Here is a 19,306-nt window from a genome sequence, read left to right as displayed (position 1 = left end):
CGATGCGCCGCCCCGTTCCTGCGCGAATATGCCGCCACGCGACAGAAGGCCTGACGCTCGTCGAGCTGCTGGTCGCGATCGCCGTGTTCGCCATCCTGGGCACCCTGAGCTTTCGCGCGATCGACCGGATGAGCAGTCTCGAACTGCAGCTCGCAGCTCAACATGCGCGCTGGCGCGATCTGGAATACGCCACCCACCGAATCGAGACCGACCTCCTCCGCCTCGCCCTGTTGCCGCCCGGCATGGCCGCCCTGCGCGTACAGGAACAGCGTGGTGGGCAGAACCTGCAGATGCTGATCGACGACGGCGAGCCACCGCAACGGCTGGCCGTCGCCCTGCGCCACGACGGAGGGCGCCTGCTGCGATCGCGCCAGGGCACCGCCCCTGCTACCGACGAGGTGCTGCTGGAAAACATCGATCACCTGGCATGGCGTTTCATGCATGACGGCCGCTGGCTAGCGGCCTGGCCCCCGGGCGACGGCGACCCGTCCCAACGGCCCGATGCGGTCGAGATCCGCCTCGAGGTAAGCGGCATCGGCACGCTCGTCCGCCTCGTGGCGCTGCGCTGAACGCCTCCACATCGCCCATTGCCTTCTCCATCTCCCGTCACTTCCTCACCACTCACCAAAGATGCGTACCTCGCCTCCACCACGACAGACGCTCTGCGTGCTGATCGACGAGCACTGGCCCCACGAACCGGCTGCGCCCTGGGTGCTTGCCGACGATGCAGGCGTGATCCACGCGCAAGGCACCGGTCCGTTGGCGGAGTGGCCGCAGGACGTGCCGCTCGTCGTCATCCTGGGCGCGAGCCAGAGTAGCTGGCATCGCGTCACGCTACCCCTCGGGGGCGCGGCGTTCGACCCGCGGGTCATCGCCTATGCGCTGGAGGATGCCCTGCTCGAAGCACCACAGGCCCAGCACATCACGGTCGTCGATCGGCAAAACGAGGCAACCGGCACCCAGGCCGAGCTGATCGTGACCGCACAGGCGCGCCTGCGCACGGTAATCGGCGAACTGCATGCGGCGGGGCGGCACCCACGCCAGGTGCTGAGCGAGCTGCAGGGCATCGCCCCAACTGGTCCAGCGGGCGAATCCGACCTCCAGCTCCGCCTGCGCCCCGGAGCGGCCCTGCTGCGCCACGCTGGCGGTATGCCCATCGTGCTGCGCGACGATCTCGCCGACCTGAGCGCCTTCCTCGGAGACATGATCGGTGACCTGCTGCCCGCGACATCCAAGCCGGCGCGTGTCGAACTGCGGGCCGACCCCGCCTGCCGTTCGCTCGCCGCAGGGCTCGCGGACGCGCTCGGCGCGCAGGCTACGGTAACGCACCGTCCTTACGCGTGGTGGAGTTCCGCCATCCCGGGTCATCCCGACGAGCGCACAGCTCGCCAGGTTTTGGCGGCTAACCTGCTGCATGGCGATTTCGCCACGGGCGCCGATGGCGCCCGGCGCGCCGGGCGCCATCGGCGCCCGCTGGCGGTCGCAGCCGGTGCGATGATCGTGCTCGCCGCTGTCACCGTGGCGGACATCCTGCGCATGCGCGCCGCGGTAGCGGTGCTGGAGGAGGACATCGCGACCCGGTTCTCCACCGCCCTGCCCGGCACCCCAATGGTCATGCCGGAGTCGCAGCTGAACCGACAGCTCGACCACCTGCGCCAGCGAAGCGGCGCCGTCACCCGCGACGGCCTGCTGTTCCGTCTCGATCAGTTCGCCGCCGTCCGCGCAGAAGCGCCAGCGGCGTCCATCGTGGCGCTGGACTACCGCGAAGGCACGCTGTCGCTCGCACTTGCCGGCGCAGACGCCCGGGAGATCGATCGCCTGCGCACGCTGCTCGCACCCGACGTCGAGATTGCATCTGCTGCTGAAGAAGGACGATGAGCATGAAGCTCGCACGTCAATTCCTGTCTCCCCTTCGCCCGGCCATTGACCGCTTGCAGGTCCGCTGGCTGGACTTCTCGCCGCGCGAACGGCGTCTCGTCATACAGGCACTTGCAGCGCTGGCGGCACTCGGGCTGATCAGCCTCGGCGAAGCGCTGGCGCGCGAGCATGCACGTCTCCGCGACGCCCTGCCCCGCGCACAGGCACGCCAGCACGTCGTTGCAAACGCAGCGACCGAGATCACCCGGCTGATATCCCGCCCCGCTCCGGCCGAGGCTGCCGACACCGAATCCGCTGCAATCGCGGCCCTCTCCGCACTCGCTGCCGCGCGGGGACTGAATCTGGCGCTCGAGAGGGAGGCGGACGGCGAACACCCTGAGCAGGTCCGCTTCGAAGGTCTTGGAGAAGCCCAGGCTGCACTCGAATGGCTGGCCGAAGCGCAGGCGATCCATGGCGTCGAGCCCCTCGACCTCGCCCTGCGGACGCACGACGGGCCGGATACGGTGCGCGGACGACTCCGGCTCAGGGGCAGCTGACGCCACATCCACCGCGGTTTTGCCGATTTATGGCAGCTGCGCCAAATCTGATTTCGGTAAATATTGACGCAATACCGCTTTCATTCATGCGCAATCTGGCCTTATGAGAATACACGCTCCCTGCCATCCCCCTCAACGGAGCATGTAGATGAGCCATTTCGACCAGGACGACCTGCCGAGCAACCTGTCCGACAACGAACATTTCCAGCAGATCGTCGACCGCACCGTGTCGCGCCGCGGCTTCCTCAAATCCGGCTTGGGCCTTGGTGCCGCCGCCTTCCTGGCCGCACCGCTTTTTGCCCAGGCTGGCAAGCATGCCCACCAGCACATGGATCATGGCCGCGGTCACGGTCCGAAAAAAGGTCCGCGCATCGGCTTCACCCCGATTGGCACCTCGAGCGCCGATACCATCGTCGTCCCCGAGGGCTATCAGGCGCAGATCTTCGCGCGCTGGGGTGACCCGCTGTTCGCCGACTCGCCGGCCTGGCGCCCGGACGGCACCAACACCGGCGCTGATCAGGGCCGCCAGATCGGTGACAACCACGACGGCATGCACTTCTTCCCGCTGAACGGCAAGTCGGCCAAGGAAGGCCTGCTGGTCATGAACCACGAGTACACCAACTACGAGTACCTGTTCGGTGCCGAGTTCATGACCCCGTGGACCGCCGACAAGGTCCTCAAGGCACAAAACGCCCACGGCGCCTCGGTGCTGCACGTGCGCCAGCACAAGGGCAAGTGGGACATCGTCCGCAACTCGAAGTACAACCGCCGCATCACCGGCAACACGCCGATGCAGATCAGCGGGCCGGCGGCCGGTCACAGCCTCATGCGCACCAAGGCCGACCCCAGCGGCAAGCGCGTGCTCGGCACGCTGAACAACTGTGCCAACGGCTTCACGCCCTGGGGCACCTACCTCACCTGTGAAGAGAACTTCAACGGCTACTTCGGCACCACCAGCGCCGCTGACAGCCGCGACGACGTGATGCGCCGCTACGGCATCAGCGCCCGCGGCACCGGATATCGCTGGGAAGAGTTCGACGAACGCTTCGACTACGTCAAGGAACCGAACGAGTCGAACCGTTTCGGCTGGATCGTCGAAATCGACCCGTTCGATCCGTCCTCGATGCCGGTCAAGCGCACCGCACTCGGCCGATTCAAGCACGAAAACTGTGCCTACGCCTTCACCGCTGACCGCCGCGTCGTGGTGTACATGGGTGATGATCAGGTCAACGACTACATCTACAAGTTCGTATCGGATGGCCGCTTCGTGCCGGGCAAGGACGCAGCGAACCGCCGCCTGCTCGACAACGGCAAGCTCTACGTCGCGAAGTTCAGCGATGGCGCGGCCAGCGGTGACTTCATGGGCGATGGTCAGTGGATCCTGCTCGACAAGCAGGCGAACCCGGTGCTGGCTGCCGACGGCCGCTTCGCCGATCAAGCCGAAGTGCTGATCAAGACCCGTCTGGCTGCGGATGCGGTCGGTGCGACCAAGATGGACCGTCCGGAGTGGATTACGGTCCATCCTGGCACCAACGAGGTCTACTGCACGCTGACCAACAACAGCAGCCGTACCGTCACCGACGATGCCAACCCGCGTGCGCAGAACCGCTACGGCCAGATCATCCGTTGGCGCGAGGCGGGCAGCGATGCCGCCGCGACCAGCTTCGAATGGGACCTGTTCGTTGTCGCCGGCAACCCGATCGCCTATCCGGACCGCAGCGACCTGCGTTCGGGCTCGGCTGCCATCACCGCCGACAACACCTTCAACAGCCCGGACGGCATTGGTTTCGACGCTGACGGCCGCCTGTGGATCCAGACCGACGGCAACTACAGCAACACCGGCGTCTACGCCGGCCAGGGCAACAACCAGATGCTGTGTGCCGACCCGGTCTCGGGTGAGATCAAGCGCTTCCTGGTGGGCCCGTCGGGTTGCGAGATCACCGGCCTGACCTTCACCCCGGACGGCAAGACGATGTTCATCAACGTCCAGCACCCCGGCGAAGCCAGCGGCCACCCGAACTCCCCGACGCCGACGGCGGGCATGTCGATGGATCAGTTCATCTCGCAGAATCCGCTGGCCTTCAGCCAGTGGCCGGAAGCGAGCGGTGGCCGTCCGCGCTCGGCGACCGTCGTCGTGACCAAGAAGGACGGCGGCATCATCGGTACCTGATGCCGCCCCTGCGCAGGCCACCCCGTAAGGGGTGGCGCCTCGAACGACCGCGAGGCGCGGCGATCATCGTCGCGCTACTCGCGGTCGCTGTCGTTTCGGCGCTTGCAGCCACGATGCTGGCGCGGCTCGACACACGCATCGAACTCGCGTCGGATCGCGACGACTTCGTCCAGGCGCGCCAATTGGCACTGAGTGCGCTCGACCTCGCCCGCCAGATGCTCGAAGCCGACACCCGGAACAGCCGCATCGACTGGCTCGGCGAGCCCTGGGCACAGGTGCAGCAGCCCGCGCTGCACGCCGACGGCCGCATCCAGCTGATGATCACCGACGCATCGGCTGACGCAGCGCTGAACGGCATGATCGGACAGGCTGCGGGTGGCGATGGCGGCGGCGGCACTCAGGCCGCACGGTATCCGTCAGTGCCCGTCCCGACCCCGCTACGCGTGCCGGTGAACATCAACACCGCCCCGGCGATCATCCTGCCGGCAATCCTCCCCGGCGCGACGCCCGCACAGGCACGGGCGATCGCCGAGCAGCTGAGGACTGAACCGGCCCCGACACTGAGGGCCCTGGCGGAGCGCTTGCCCGAAGGCGTCGAACTCCCGCACCCCGAACAGGTTGGAGTCACCAGCGACACCTTCCTTGCCGAGGCGGTCGTGCAGTATCGCGTGGCGACGGTCACCTTGCAGGCGCTGCTCGTACGCGAAAGCGACAGCGTCCGCGTCCTCGCACTGCGCCAGCATTGAGCGTCGATCACTCCACCCGGTGCGCCTCGGCCAGGTAGTCGCGCGTACGCATCTCGATCAGCCGGCTGACGGTGCGCACGAACTCGTGGGCGTTCTGCCCCTCGGTATACAACTCGTAAGCCGGCACCTCGGCGCTGACGATGAGCTTGACGCGGTGGTCGTAGAGCACGTCGATCAGCCAGGTGAAGCGCCGCGCCTCGGCGGCGTTGCCGGGCAGCATCTTCGGTACGTTCGACAGCACCAGCGTGTGGTGCTCGCGTGCGATCTCGAGGTAGTCGTTCTGCGAACGTGCGCCGCGACACAGCGTCTCGAAGTCGAACCAGATCACGCCTGCAGCCTTGCGGATCACCGGCAGCCTGCGCTCCAGGACCTCGATCTCGCCAGTGTCTCCGGCCCCGCCCGCGAGGCGGACGAAGTCATCCTCGAGCTTGCGCTCGGCCGCGGCGTCGTGTGGCACCAGGTAGATCTCCAACGCTTCCAGCGTGCGCAGGCGGTAGTCGGTGCCGTCGTCGACCTCGATGACGTCGAAGCTCTTCTTGATGAACTCGATCGTCGGCAGGAAATTCACCCGCATCAGGCCGTTCGGGTAGAGCCCATCCGGCGGGTAGTTCGTGGTCATGACGAAGATCACGCCGCGCGCGAACAGCGCCTCGAGCAGGCGACCGAGGATCATCGCGTCGGCGATGTCCGAGACGTGGAACTCGTCGAAACAGAGCAGGCGAGTCTCCGCCGCGATGCGGTCGGCCACCTTCTGCAGCGGATCGGGTTCGTGGTTGTGGTTCTTGAGGTCGTTCTGCACTTCCTGCATGAAGGCGTGGAAATGCACCCGGCGCTTGCGCTTGTAGGGCACCGAGTTGAAGAAGCAGTCCATCAGGAAGCTCTTGCCACGCCCGACGCCGCCCCAGAAGTAGACGCTGCGCGGCATGGCGGGACGCGCGAACATCTTGCGCAACTTGCTGCGACGCGCGGCCTTGAAGCCGATGAGTTCGGTGTAGAGGCGTTGCAGGCGGCTGGCCGCTGCGCGCTGCGCCGGATCGGCGGTGAAGCCGCGGGCCTTGAGCTCGGCCTCGTAGGCATCAAGCATGCCGTGCTCGGCCACGTTGAGGATGCGATGGGGCATGGTGCGAAACGACTCGTCGAGAAACAGAAGGGTTGACGGAAAAACGGGGTGAGTCGAGAGGGGTTGCCCCCTCCTCCCTCACCCCGTGCGGGTCAGGCGCCGTTCAGAAGTGCAGCGGACGCTTGTCGCAGGCCAGCGCAGCTTCGTGCACCACTTCCGACAGGGTCGGGTGGGCATGGCAGATGCGCGCCAGGTCTTCGGAGCAACCGGCAAACTCCATCGCCACCACCGCTTCGGAAATCAGCTCCGAAGCATTGGCGCCGATGATGTGCACGCCGAGAATGCGGTCGGTGTTGGCGTCGGCCAGCATCTTCACGAAGCCGGTCGGGTCGCCCATGCCCAGCGCGCGGCCGTTGGCCAGGAAGGGGATCTTGCCGACCTTGTAGGCCACGCCGGCGGCCTTGAGCTGCTGCTCGGTCTTGCCGACCCAGGCGATCTCGGGGCTGGTGTAGATGACCCAGGGGATGGTGTCGAAGTTGCAGTGGCCGGCCTGGCCCGCCATCAGCTCGGCGACCATCACGCCCTCTTCCATCGCCTTGTGCGCCAGCATCGGGCCGCGCACCACGTCGCCCACCGCCCACACGCCGGGCAGGTTGGTGCGGCAGTGGTCATCGACCTCGATCATGCCGCGTTCGGTGATCTTGAGGCCGACCGCTTCAGGGTTCAGACCCTGGGTGTTGGGCACGCGGCCGACGGACACGATCAGGCGGTCGGCTTCCAGCTTCTGGTCCGCGCCGTCCTTGTCCTTGTAGGCGATCGTCACGCCCTTCTTGCCGATCTTGACCTCGCCGATCTGCACGCCGAGCTTGATCGCCAGGCCCTGCTTCGTGAAGACCTTCAGCGCTTCCTTCGCCACGTCCTGGTCTGCAGCGGCGAGGAAGTCGGGCATCGCTTCGAGCACGGTCACCTCCGCACCCACGCGGCGCCACACGGAGCCCATCTCCAGGCCGATGACGCCGGCGCCGATCACGGCGAGCTTCTTCGGCACCGCGTCGATGTCCAGCGCGCCGACGTTGTCGCACACGATCTTGTTGTCGACGGGGATGCCCGGCAGGTGGCGCGGCGACGAACCGGTGGCCACGATGACCTGCTTGGCGACGACGAGCTCGTCACCGACCTTGACGTGCCAGCCGGCATCGCCCTTGCCCGCGAAGGAACCGTGGCCATTCAGCAGCGTGACCTTGTTCTTCTTGAACAGGCCCTTGATGCCGCCGGTGAGCTGGTCGACGATGCTGCTCTTGCGCGCGACCATCTTCGTGACGTCGATCTTCGGCGTGCCCACGCTGATGCCCTGGCTCTCGAAGCTGTGGCCAGCTTCCTCGAACAGGTGCGAGGTGTGCAGCAGCGCCTTGGACGGGATGCAGCCGACGTTCAGGCAGGTGCCGCCGAGGCGCGGCTCACCCTTGGGGTCGGCATAGGGATTGGATTCGCAGCAGGCGGTCTTGAAGCCGAGCTGCGCAGCGCGGATGGCCGCGACATAGCCGCCGGGACCGCCGCCGATGACGAGGACGTCGAATTCTTTGGACATTCATCTCTCCCAACAGGAAAACGGGGCGCAGCCCCGTCGCGCAGGCCGCAGCCTTGCAACGGAACGCGCCCCGGCACGGATCGTTTAGACGTCGAGGATCAGGCGGGCCGGATCTTCCAGCGCTTCCTTCATCGTCACCAGACCCAGCACGGCCTCGCGACCATCGATGATGCGGTGGTCGTAGGACATCGCCAGGTAGTTGATCGGGCGGATGACGATCTGGCCGTTCTCGACCACCGGGCGATCCTTGGTGGCGTGGATACCCAGGATGGCCGACTGCGGCGGGTTGATGATCGGGGTCGACATCATCGAGCCGAACACGCCACCGTTGGAGATCGAGAAGGTGCCACCCGACAGGTCTTCCAGCGACAGCTTGCCATCCTTGGCCTTCTGGCCGAACTCGGCGATCTTGAGCTCGATCTCGGCGATCGACATGGATTCGGCGTTGCGCAGGATGGGCACCACCAGACCACGCGGCGAACCGACCGCGATGCCGATGTCGATGTAGCCATGGTAGACGATGTCGCTGCCGTCGACCGAGGCGTTCAGGATCGGGAACTTCTTCAGCGCGGCCACGGCGGCCTTGACGAAGAAGCCCATGAAGCCCAGGCGGACACCGTGCGCCTTCTCGAACTTGTCGCCGTACTGCTTGCGCAGGGCCATCACCGGCGCCATGTTCACTTCGTTGAACGTGGTCAGGATGGCGTTCTCGTTCTTCGACTGGATCAGGCGCTCGGCGATGCGGGCGCGCAGACGGGTCATCGGCACGCGCTCTTCGGCACGATCGCCAACGGCCGCGATCACGGCCGGCGCGGCAGCGGCCGCCTTGGGCTGGGCAGCGACGGCGTCTTCCTTGGTGACACGACCGCCACGGCCCGAGCCGGCGACATCGGCGGCGGCAATGCCCTTCTCGTCGAGGATCTTGCGTGCGGCGGGGCTGGCGGCGCCAGCGGCCAAAGCGGCCGGCGGCGGGGTCACGGCCTGCACCGGCGCGGCCACCGGTGCCGAGGCGCCCGCGGCCTTGGCTTCGGTGTCGATCTGCGCGATCAGCTCACCCGAGGTCACGGTGTCACCGTTGGCCTTGATGATCTTGACCAGCACGCCGTCGGCAGGCGCCGGCGTCTCGAGCACGACCTTGTCGGTCTCGATGTCGATAAGGTTCTCGTCGCGCGAGACGGCGTCGCCTTCCTTCTTGTGCCACGCGACCAGCGTGGCTTCGGAGACGGATTCGGACAGCTGCGGTACTTTGACTTCGATCAGCATGGAGTTCTCTCCCTGGTTGTTCTGTCAGTTCGGGGACTGCGGCGTGGTTTCCTGGATCGGACCGAAAGCGTGTTCGATCACGGCCTTCTGCTGCTGGTTGTGCTTGGCGTAGTAACCCACGGCCGGCGACGCGGCTGCCGGACGGCTGACCAGCAGGAGCTTGCGCTTGGTGCCGAGCACGTTGACCAGGTGCTGGCGCGACGCGAGCCAGTACCACGCACCCTGGTTGCGCGGCTCTTCCTGGCACCAGACCACTTCCTTGGCGTTCGGGAACTGCTCGATCGCCTTGGCGAAGTCGTCCGCCGGGAAGGGATAGAGCTGCTCGACGCGGACCAGCGCGGTGTCGGTGATCTTGTTCTCGCGGCGGTGAGCCAGCAGTTCGTAGTAGATCTTGCCCTGGCACAGGACCACGCGGTTGACCTTCTTCGGATCCAGCTTCTCGACTTCCGGGATCACGGTCTGGAAGCGGCCGTTCGCCAGTTCGTCGATGGTCGAGATCGCCTCCTTGTGACGCAGCAGCGACTTCGGCGTGATGATGATCAGCGGCTTGCGCAGCTTGCGGATCATCTGGCGGCGCAGCAGGTGGAAGATCTGGGCCGGGGTGGTCGGCACGCAGATCTGCCAGTTGTTCTCGGCCGCCATGTTCATGAAGCGCTCCGGACGAGCCGAAGAGTGCTCAGGACCCTGGCCCTCGTAGCCGTGCGGCAGCATCATGACCAGACCCGACAGGCGGCCCCACTTGGCCTCGCCGGAACTGATGAACTGGTCGATCACGACCTGGGCACCGTTCACGAAGTCGCCGAACTGCGCCTCCCAGACCACGAGTTCGTCGGGTTCGGTGGTCGAGTAGCCGTATTCGAAGGCCAGCACGGCCTCCTCGGACAGCACGGAGTCGAAGAGTTGGAAGCCGGCCTGGCCATCCTGGATGTGTTCCAGCGGCTTGTAGCTGCCCTCGTCCCAGCGCTCACGCTTCTGGTCGTGCAGCACCGCGTGACGGTGGAAGAAGGTGCCACGGCCCACGTCCTCACCCGAGATGCGCACCGCGTAGCCCTGCGCCAGCAGGCTGGCGTAGGCGAGGTTCTCGCCCATGCCCCAGTCCAGCGGCAGTTCGCCGCGGCCCATCGCAGCGCGATCCTCGATGATCTTCTTGACGCGCGAATGAAGCGCGAAGGTCGCGGGGATATCGGTCAGGCGTCCGGCGAGGCGCTTGACCTCCTGCACCGGCACCGTGGTGTCGCACTCGTCGGTGTAGGACTTCTTCAGGTACGGCGTCCAGTCAGCCGCGTACTGGCGGTTGTGGCCCGACAGCACCGGGTTGTAGAGCAGTTCGCCGCGGTCGAGGTGCTCGCGGTAGTCCGCGATCATCTTCTCGGGCTCGTCGGACTTCAGGGTGCCTTCCACCACCAGACGGTCGGCGTAGAGCTTGCGTGTGCCCGGATGCTGCTGCACCTTGCGGTACATCAGCGGCTGCGTGACCATCGGCTCGTCCTGCTCGTTGTGGCCGAGCTTGCGGAAGCAGACGATATCGATGACGACATCCTTCTTGAATTCCTGGCGGAACTCGACGGCCAGCGCCGTGACGAAGGCAACCGCCTCGGGGTCGTCGCCATTCACGTGGAAGATCGGCGCCTCGACCATCTTGAAGATGTCGGTGCAGTACAGCGAGGAGCGGTAGTCGCGCGGATCGGATGTGGTGAAGCCGATCTGGTTGTTGATGACGATGTGAACCGCGCCGCCCGTGCCGTAGCCGCGGGTCTGCGAGAAGTTCAGCATTTCCTGGTTGACGCCCTGGCCGGCGACCGCCGCATCGCCGTGGATGAGCACCGGCAACACCTGGGTCTTGCTCGCATCCTTGCGACGCACCTGGCGCGCATACACCGAACCGGCGACTACCGGGTTGATGATCTCCAGGTGCGAGGGGTTGAACGCGAGGGTCAGGTGCATCGGACCGCCCGGGGTCATCACGTCGCTCGAGAAGCCCATGTGGTACTTCACGTCGCCGGCGCTCAGGTCGGCCGCGGCCTTGCCTTCGAACTCGGAGAAGAGCATCGACGGCGACTTGCCGAGCGTGTTGACCAGCACGTTGAGGCGGCCGCGGTGGGCCATGCCGATCACCGTCTCACTGACGCCGAGGCTGCCGCCGACGCGGATCAGTTCGTCCATCGCCACGATGGCCGATTCGCCGCCTTCGAGCGAGAAGCGCTTCTGGCCGACGTACTTGGTGTGCAGGTAGCGCTCGAGGGTCTCGGCCGCGGTGGTGCGTTCGAGGATGCGCTTCTTCATCTCCGCCGAGAACTTGGGCGTGCCACGCACGCTCTCGAGGCGGCTCTGGATCCAGCGCTTCTGACCGATGTCGGTCATGTACATGTACTCGGCGCCGATCGAGCCGCAGTAGGTCTGGCGCAGCGCCTCGAGGATCTCGCGCAGGCTGGCATGCTCGGTCGAGAAGCCGTGGAAGGAGCCGACGTTGAAGCTCTTCGACAGATCGGCCTCGGTGAAGCCGTAGTAGGACGGCTCGAGCTCGGCGATCTGCGGACGCTCGGTGCGCTTCAGGGGGTCGAGGTTGGCCCAGCGGTTACCGAGGAAACGATAGGCGTTGATCAGCTGCAGCACCGAAACCTGCTGCTTGTCCTCGCCGCCGCCGGAGACGACGGTGCGGACCGGTCCGCGCTTGGCCATCTGCTCGAAGGCGGCGATGACCGGACCGTGCGCGACATCGCGCGCGGCGGCACCCGCCTGGTTCTGCAGCTGGTCGAAATAGGCACGCCATTCTTCCGACACCGAGGCCGGATCGGCGAGGTAATTCTCGTATTGCTCTTCAATGAACGGCGCGTTCGCGCCGAACAAATGCGATGTCTGTTCGAGTTGCTTCATCATGATGAAAGCCACCTGTGTTTTCTGTTGCCCTGCTTACGGGTATTACGGTGGTCGGAGAAACCTGGATCCGATCCCTTAAGGAAAAACGGGATGACCGCGCAGGCGCAGCCACCCCGTTTTCGTCAGAGTCGGCGGAAACTCCCTCCCCTCTCCATCGTCTCTTACGGACGTTGTTCCATCGCCGGAACGTCGCGTCGCGTAGCACCGATATAGAGCTGACGCGGACGGCCGATCTTGTATTCCGGATCGGTGATCATTTCTTCCCACTGGGTGATCCAGCCCACCGTGCGCGCCAGCGCGAAGATGCAGGTGAACATGGAGGTCGGGATACCCAGGGCCTTCTGGACGATGCCTGAGTAGAAGTCGACGTTCGGGTAGAGCTTCTTCTCCACGAAGTACTCGTCTTCCAGCGCGATGCGCTCGAGTTCCTTGGCGAGCTTGAACAGGCGGTCATTCTCGAGGCCCAGTTCGCCCAGCACGTCGGCGCACACCTTGCCCATCAGCTTGGCGCGCGGATCGAAGTTCTTGTACACGCGGTGGCCGAAGCCCATCAGCTTGAAGCTGTCGTTCTTGTCCTTGGCACGCTTGATGTATTCGCCCACGCGCGACACGTCGCCGATTTCCTCGAGCATGTTCAGGCAGGCTTCGTTCGCACCGCCGTGCGCCGGCCCCCACAGGCAGGCGATACCGGCCGAAATGCAGGCGAAGGGGTTGGCACCCGACGAACCAGCCAGGCGGACGGTCGAGGTCGAGGCGTTCTGCTCGTGGTCGGCATGCAGCGTGAAGATCACGTCCAGCGCACGCACCAGCACCGGGTTCGGCTCGTACTTCTCGCACGGGGTGCCGAACATCATGTGCATGAAGTTGGCGGTGTAGTCGAGATCGTTGCGCGGGTACATGAAGGGCTCGCCCTTGTTGTACTTGTAGGCCATCGCAACGATGGTCGGCAGCTTGGCGATCAGGCGGTTGATCGACACGCTGCGGTGCTCGGCGTCGGAGAAATCCATCGCCTCGTGGTAGAAGGCCGACAGGGCACCCACGACACCGACCATGACTGCCATCGGATGTGCGTCGCGACGGAAGCCCGAGTAGAACTTCGTCATCTGGTCGTGCAGCATCGAATGCCGCTTGATCAGATCCTCGAACTCGACCTTCTGCGACTGATTGGGCAGCTCGCCATTCTTGAGCAGATAGGCGACCTCGAGGAAGTTGCACTTCTCGGCCAGCTGCTCGATCGGATAACCGCGATAGAGCAGCTCGCCCTTGTCGCCGTCGATGAAGGTGATTTTCGACTTGCAGCTCGCAGTTGACAGGAAGCCCGAATCGTAGGTGAACAGACCAGTCTTGCCGCCCAGGGTACGGATGTCGATCACATCCTGACCATGGGTGCCGGTCATCACCGGGAATTCGACGGTCTTGCCATCGACGGTTAGCGTTGCCGTGCGTTCAGTGCTCATAGATCGTCCCTTCTACTTGCCGGTTTAACTGCTTGTCGTGTTGCAGCCGTACCTGCCGCGTCAAGTCTGACGCAGCAGGCCGACCATCTCCTTCCAGCGGTCCACCTCGCACGCCTTGCTGCCATTGACCATCGCCCAGATGTCGTAGTCGTCGCAGCGCAGCAGGTCATCCAGATCCGCCAGCTGATCGTCGGTGAGACGATCGAAATGCCGCTCGAGGAAGCGCGTGAACACGAGATCAAGCTCCAGCAAAGCCCTGCGGCACTGCCAGCGCACACGCCCCCTATTGATGCTCATAGGTCCGTCTCGCCCTTATACCGCACGCCGAACCATCATGTCCTTGATCTTGCCGATCGCGCGGGTCGGGTTCAGACCCTTCGGACAGACGTCGACGCAGTTCATGATGGAATGGCAACGGAACAGACGGTACGGGTCCTCGAGGTTGTCGAGGCGCGCGTTCGTGTCCTGGTCGCGCGTGTCGGCGAGGAAGCGGTATGCGGCAAGCAGACCGGCCGGGCCGACGAACTTGTCCGGGTTCCACCAGAACGACGGGCAGGACGTCGAGCAGCACGCGCACAGGATGCACTCGTACAGGCCGTTCAACTCCTCGCGGTCTTCCGGCGACTGCAGGCGCTCGCGCTCGGGGGTCGGGTCGTTGTTGACCAGATAGGGCTTGATCGAGTGGTACTGCTTGAAGAACTGCGTCATGTCGACGATCAGGTCGCGGATGACCGGCAGACCCGGCAGCGGACGCAGCGTGATCGGCTGCTGCAGGCTGTCGATGTCGGTCAGGCAGGCCAGCCCGTTCTTGCCATTGATGTTCATCGCGTCCGAACCGCACACGCCTTCGCGGCATGAGCGACGGAAGGACAGCGAATCGTCCTTTGCGCGCAGGCGGACGATCGCATCGAGCAGCTTCTTGTCGGAGGCCTCGAGCTCGACCGAGATGTCCTGCATGTAGGGCTTCTCGTCCTTGTCCGGATCGTAGCGGTAGATCTTGAATTGAACGGTACGCTTGGTCATGTGTGTTTCTCCCGTGCGCTCATCACGCTGATCAATAAGTGCGCTTGGCGAGCGCGATCGGCTCGACGTCGTCGGACAGTGGCTTCAGGTTGACCGGCTTGTAATCCAGACGGTTGCCTTCGCTGTACCACAGGGTGTGCTTGAGCCAGTTGGCGTCATCGCGACCGTTCGGATTCTCCGGCGTATCCGGCGCGTCGTCGCGCACGTGAGCACCACGCGACTCCTTGCGGGCCTCGGCCGACACCATCGTGGCGCGAGCGACTTCAATCAGGTTGTCCAGTTCCAGCGCTTCCATGCGGGCCACGTTCCAGACCTTGGACTTGTCCTTGATCTCGGTGCGCTTGGCACGCTCGGCCACCTCGCCGATCTTCTGCACGCCTTCCTTCAACAGCTGGTCGAAACGGAACACGCCGGCGTGCTTCTGCATCGTGCGGCGCATTTCCATGCCGACGTCGAACACGCTCTCGCCGTTGGTCTGCGACTCCAGGCGCGCGAGGCGAGCCAGGGAGACATCGGCCGCGTTCTCGGGCAGCGGCTTGAGGGTCAGCTGACCCGACTTGAAGTCCTCGACCACGGTCTCACCCGCCGACTTGCCGAACACCAGCAGGTCGAGCAGCGAGTTCGTGCCGAGGCGGTTCGCGCCGTGGACCGAGGCGCAGGCGCATTCGCCAGCGGCGTAGAAACCCTGGACCGGCGTGTTCGGATTGCCGTCCTTCGGCACCACGACCTGGCCCTTGTAGTTGGTCGGAATACCGCCCATCTGGTAGTGGCAGGTCGGCACGACCGGGATTGGCGCCTTGATCGGATCGACGCCGGCGAACTGGATCGCGATCTCGCGAATGCCCGGCAGGCGCTTCATGATCGTGTCGGGCGACAGGTGGGTGATGTCCAGCAGAACGTGATCCTTGTCCGGACCGGCACCGCGACCCTCATTGATCTCGGTGGTCATCGCGCGCGAGACGACGTCGCGCGAGGCCAGATCCTTCAGGTTGGGCGCGTAGCGCTCCATGAAACGCTCGCCCGAGGCGTTGCGCAGGATGCCGCCTTCGCCACGGACACCTTCGGTGATCAGTACGCCCGCACCGGCCACGCCAGTCGGGTGGAACTGCCAGAACTCCATGTCTTCCAGCGGAATGCCGGCACGCGCCGCCATGCCCACGCCGTCACCGGTGTTGATGAAGGCGTTGGTCGAGGAGTAGTAGATACGGCCGGCGCCGCCGGTCGCGAAGATGGTGGCCTTGGCGTGGAAGATCGAGACCTCGCCGGTCTCCATCTCCATCGCGGTCACGCCGAGCACATCGCCATCGGCGTTGCGGATCAGGTCCAGCGCCATCCATTCGACGAAGAACTGCGTGTTCGCGCGAACGTTGCGCTGGTAGAGCGCATGCAGCATGGCGTGACCGGTACGGTCGGCAGCCGCACAGGAGCGCATCACCGGCGCCTGGCCGTAGTTCATCGAGTGACCACCGAACGGGCGCTGATAGATCTTGCCATTGTCGGTGCGATCGAAAGGCATGCCGTAGTGTTCCAGCTCGACGACGACTTCGTTCGCCTTCTTGCACATGAACTCGATGGCATCCTGGTCACCCAGCCAGTCCGAACCCTTCACGGTGTCGTACATGTGCCAGTGCCAGTTATCCTCGGTCGAGTTGCCGAGCGAGGCGGCGACGCCGCCCTGGGCTGCGACGGTATGCGAACGCGTCGGGAAGACCTTGGTCAGCACTGCGGTCTTGAGACCGGATTCGGACAGTTGCAGGGCCGCACGCAGGCCAGCACCACCCGCGCCGACGATGACCGCATCAAAGGTACGCTTTGCGACGTTCACGCTTACAGCCTCCAAAGAATCTGGGCCGCCCAGCCGGCGTAGCCGACGAGCAGGAAGAGAGTGACGAGGTGCAGCGCCAGGCGCACACCGGTCGGCTTGACGTAGTCCATCCAGATATCACGCACGCCGATCCAGGCGTGGTAGAACAGCGACAGGAAGAACAGGAAGCTCAGGAACCGGAACAGGCCGGCGGAGAACAGCCCGGACCAGGCTTCGTAGCTGAACTCCGGCAGCGCCAGCGCACAGACCGCGAAGATGATCGTATAGATGGCCATGAAGACCGCAGTGGCACGCTGCGCAATCCAGTCCTTCAGACCGTAGTGCGCGCCGACAGGTTGACGCTTCACCATAGTTTCACCCCGATGATGACGGTAAGCACGATGCTCACGACCAGAACGATGCGCGAGGAGTTGCGAGCCGCTTCGAGCTCCAGCCCCTTGTGCATGTCGAGCAGCAGGAAGCGGATGCCGGCACAGAAGTGGTGCAGGTAGGCCCACAGCAGACCGATGAGAAGCAGCTTGACCAGCGGATGGCCGACCACCGCGCTGAAGGTCTCGAAGGTCTCGGGCGAGCCAAGGCTGCGATCGAGCAGGAACAACAGGAAGGGCAGCAACAGGAACAGGCCTGCCCCGCTGATCCGGTGAAGGATCGACACGATACCCGGCAGCGGCAGCCGGATCTGGTTCAAGGCCAGGTGCTTCGGCCTCGGTTTGCGCACAGTCACATCTGACATGAAGACTCCCCTCTGCATGCACGACGAAAGATTCGCCGCGGACTTTCAAAATTACGTACGGCGTTATACGTAATTCGTAATTATAGCGCCGTCTCGCAGCGCACCATTACGTCAACTCAACTCGTTCAGATAAAAGTGCTCGGCCGTCGAATACAGCCCGCGGCGCCACTCCACCGGCTTGTCGCCGTAGGTATAGGTGACGCGCTCGACCGACAGCAGCGGCGTACCTTCCGCCACCTTGAGCGCCTCGCTCGCGTTGCGGTCGGCGGCCACGGCGCGGATACGCTCCTGCGCGCGGATCATCCGCAGCCCGAAGCGGGTCTCGAACAGGCTGTACAGCGATCCACTCCAGCCCTGCAGGACTTCGGCAGTCAAACCCTGGAAGATCTCGCCCGAAAGATAGATCTCGTCGATGACCACCGGCTTGTTGGCAAACTTGAGCAGACGCCGAACGATGATGATGGGCGCACCAAGCTCGATCCCGAGCATGCGCGACGCCTCCTGCCCCGCCTTTGCCCGCCAGCAGTCGAGCGGCACGCTCTGCGGATGGGACAGATCTCCATCCATCGGCACGAGGCGAAGGAAGCGGAACAAGGCTCTCGGATCGTTGTGCGAGGCCACATAAGTGCCCTTGCCCTGCTTGCGCACAAGCAGGTTCTCAGCGGCCATCTCGTCGATCGCTTTGCGAACGGTTCCCTGCGAAACACTGAAGCGGCTCGCCAGTTCCTGCTCGCTCGGAATCGCCTGACCAGGACGCCACTCGCCGGACTCAAGCGCCTGAAGAATCAAGGCCTTGATCTGCCGGTAGAGCGGGCTGAAAGTGGGGGCTTCCTGTGACATGCGCGCCATTTGATCACAAAAATCCGGAATCGTCCACGCAGTGTCTTATGTCTTATATAAGATATAAGCCATGATTTGACACCGTACCTGAATGATCTTAGTATCTCCGCGCCCGAGATGCACGTGCCACGAGTCAGGAAACGGTGGAATTCGCCGCCGGTTCCACAGCGCGCACCCGAGCGTCGAATTCTCGATACCGACATCACCGACCGTCTTTTTAGAGGGAGTATCCACATGAGCAAAGCCCCCGTCCGCGTTGCAGTCACCGGCGCAGCCGGCCAGATCGGCTACAGCCTGCTGTTCCGCATCGCCAGTGGCGAAATGCTGGGCAAGGACCAGCCCGTGATCCTGCAGTTGCTCGATCTGCCCCAGGCCCAGAAGGCGGTGAAGGGCGTGATGATGGAACTGGACGACTGCGCCTTCCCGCTGCTGGCCGGCATGGTCGCCACCGACGACCCGAACGTCGCCTTCAAGGACGCCAACTACTGCCTGCTGGTCGGTGCCCGTCCGCGCGGCCCCGGCATGGAGCGTGCCGACCTGCTGACCGCCAACGGCGCCATCTTCACCGTTCAGGGCAAGGCAATCGCCGAGAACGCCAACGAGAACGTCAAGGTGCTGGTCGTGGGCAACCCCTGCAACACCAACGCCTACATCGCCCGCGCTGCCGCCATCAAGGTGGGCCGCACCAACCCGGCCAACTACCACGGCATGCTGCGCCTGGACCACAACCGCGCCCTGACGCAGCTGGCCCAGAAAGCCGGCCGCCCGGTGTCGAGCCTGAAGAAGATGGTCGTGTGGGGCAACCACTCGCCCTCGATGTACGCCGACTACCGCTTCTGCACCTCGAACGGTGACTCGGTCAAGGCGCTGATCAACGACCACGCCTGGAACAACGACGTGTTCCTGCCGACCGTCGGCAAGCGCGGCGCCGCCATCATCGAAGCCCGCGGCCTGTCCTCGGCCGCCTCGGCCGCCAACGCTGCCATCGACCACATGCGCGACTGGGCCCTCGGCTCCGACGACTGGGTCACCATGGGCGTGCCCTCCGACGGCTCCTACGGCATCCCCGAAGGCGTGGTGTTCGGCTTCCCGTGCGAATGCAAGAACGGCGAGTTCAAGATCATCCAGGGCCTGGAAATCGACGAGTACTCCAAGGGCAAGATCGCCAACACCCTGAAGGAACTCGAGGAAGAGCGCGCGGCCGTTGCCGACATGCTGAAGTAAGCGACGCAAGCGCGGCGTCGAGCCGCCTTCGCGAGAGGCCACGGGGGTAAAATCCCGTGGCCTTTTTGTTTCCTGCCCCGCCCCCG

The 19,306-nt window shown here is 64.7% G+C and carries 17 protein-coding genes; 6 read left to right on the top strand and 11 right to left on the bottom strand.

From position 1 onward, the window contains the following. Positions 1-2: 2 nt before the first annotated feature. The 5 genes from AC731_RS03365 (at position 3) to AC731_RS03345 (ending at position 5,330) form a co-directional block, all read left to right on the top strand. Entirely contained in the window at positions 3-569 is a 567-nt protein-coding gene (locus AC731_RS03365) for a type II secretion system protein GspJ (RefSeq protein ID WP_048709235.1), read from the top strand. A 61-nt stretch (positions 570-630) separates the two neighbouring features. Continuing rightward, positions 631-1,878, top strand: coding sequence for a type II secretion system protein GspL (gene gspL / locus AC731_RS03360; RefSeq protein WP_082794234.1), 1,248 nt, complete (start codon positions 631-633; stop codon positions 1,876-1,878). 2 nt (positions 1,879-1,880) lie between these two features. After that, positions 1,881-2,414, top strand: coding sequence for a type II secretion system protein GspM (gene gspM, locus AC731_RS03355; RefSeq protein ID WP_048709232.1), 534 nt, complete (start codon positions 1,881-1,883; stop codon positions 2,412-2,414). A 148-nt stretch (positions 2,415-2,562) separates the two neighbouring features. Beyond that, on the top strand, positions 2,563-4,584 hold the full coding sequence (locus AC731_RS03350; protein ID WP_048709230.1) for a PhoX family protein: 2,022 nt from the start codon (positions 2,563-2,565) through the stop codon (positions 4,582-4,584). Then, complete coding sequence (locus AC731_RS03345; RefSeq protein WP_082794232.1) at positions 4,584-5,330, top strand: type II secretion system protein GspK; 747 nt, start codon at positions 4,584-4,586, stop codon at positions 5,328-5,330. Before AC731_RS03350 ends, AC731_RS03345 begins: the two co-directional genes overlap by 1 nt. 7 nt (positions 5,331-5,337) lie before the next feature. Here the strand turns inward: AC731_RS03345 and zapE are convergent, their stop codons facing one another. The 11 genes from zapE to AC731_RS03290 all read right to left on the bottom strand — a co-directional run bounded on the left by zapE (position 5,338) and on the right by AC731_RS03290 (position 17,996). Further along, positions 5,338-6,450 (bottom strand): cell division protein ZapE, encoded by a 1,113-nt coding sequence (gene zapE / locus AC731_RS03340; RefSeq protein WP_048709227.1) that lies wholly within the window; start codon positions 6,448-6,450, stop codon positions 5,338-5,340. A 103-nt stretch (positions 6,451-6,553) separates the two neighbouring features. Continuing rightward, complete coding sequence (lpdA, locus tag AC731_RS03335) at positions 6,554-7,978, bottom strand: dihydrolipoyl dehydrogenase (RefSeq protein ID WP_004252204.1); 1,425 nt, start codon at positions 7,976-7,978, stop codon at positions 6,554-6,556. Between the two features lie 84 nt (positions 7,979-8,062). After that, the gene (gene odhB / locus AC731_RS03330; protein ID WP_048709225.1) at positions 8,063-9,241 is read right to left on the bottom strand and encodes a 2-oxoglutarate dehydrogenase complex dihydrolipoyllysine-residue succinyltransferase; all 1,179 of its coding nucleotides are present in this window, start codon (positions 9,239-9,241) and stop codon (positions 8,063-8,065) included. 24 nt (positions 9,242-9,265) lie between these two features. Further along, positions 9,266-12,118 (bottom strand): 2-oxoglutarate dehydrogenase E1 component, encoded by a 2,853-nt coding sequence (locus AC731_RS03325; protein WP_048710545.1) that lies wholly within the window; start codon positions 12,116-12,118, stop codon positions 9,266-9,268. Positions 12,119-12,279: 161 nt separating this feature from the next. Further along, positions 12,280-13,575: a citrate synthase gene (gene gltA / locus AC731_RS03320; RefSeq protein ID WP_048709223.1), complete on the bottom strand. Its 1,296-nt coding sequence runs from the start codon at positions 13,573-13,575 to the stop codon at positions 12,280-12,282. A gap of 60 nt (positions 13,576-13,635) precedes the next feature. Next, positions 13,636-13,872 (bottom strand): succinate dehydrogenase assembly factor 2, encoded by a 237-nt coding sequence (locus AC731_RS03315; protein ID WP_048709222.1) that lies wholly within the window; start codon positions 13,870-13,872, stop codon positions 13,636-13,638. A 15-nt stretch (positions 13,873-13,887) separates the two neighbouring features. After that, positions 13,888-14,598, bottom strand: coding sequence for a succinate dehydrogenase iron-sulfur subunit (locus tag AC731_RS03310; protein WP_004253526.1), 711 nt, complete (start codon positions 14,596-14,598; stop codon positions 13,888-13,890). A gap of 31 nt (positions 14,599-14,629) precedes the next feature. Beyond that, positions 14,630-16,423 (bottom strand): succinate dehydrogenase flavoprotein subunit, encoded by a 1,794-nt coding sequence (gene sdhA, locus AC731_RS03305; RefSeq protein ID WP_004253524.1) that lies wholly within the window; start codon positions 16,421-16,423, stop codon positions 14,630-14,632. A 2-nt stretch (positions 16,424-16,425) separates the two neighbouring features. Continuing rightward, positions 16,426-16,773: a succinate dehydrogenase, hydrophobic membrane anchor protein gene (sdhD, locus tag AC731_RS03300; RefSeq protein WP_048709219.1), complete on the bottom strand. Its 348-nt coding sequence runs from the start codon at positions 16,771-16,773 to the stop codon at positions 16,426-16,428. Next, entirely contained in the window at positions 16,767-17,156 is a 390-nt protein-coding gene (gene sdhC / locus AC731_RS03295) for a succinate dehydrogenase, cytochrome b556 subunit (RefSeq protein ID WP_004253518.1), read from the bottom strand. Before sdhC ends, sdhD begins: the two co-directional genes overlap by 7 nt. A gap of 111 nt (positions 17,157-17,267) precedes the next feature. Further along, entirely contained in the window at positions 17,268-17,996 is a 729-nt protein-coding gene (locus tag AC731_RS03290) for a GntR family transcriptional regulator (protein ID WP_038010876.1), read from the bottom strand. A 234-nt stretch (positions 17,997-18,230) separates the two neighbouring features. On the opposite strand from AC731_RS03290, the gene AC731_RS03285 reads away from it, so the two are divergent. Continuing rightward, complete coding sequence (locus AC731_RS03285; RefSeq protein ID WP_048709216.1) at positions 18,231-19,220, top strand: malate dehydrogenase; 990 nt, start codon at positions 18,231-18,233, stop codon at positions 19,218-19,220. Positions 19,221-19,306 lie beyond the last annotated feature (86 nt).

Source organism: Thauera humireducens (assembly GCF_001051995.2).
Classification (GTDB): Bacteria; Pseudomonadota; Gammaproteobacteria; order Burkholderiales; family Rhodocyclaceae; genus Thauera; species Thauera humireducens.
This window is presented reverse-complemented; position numbering and strand designations above follow the sequence as displayed.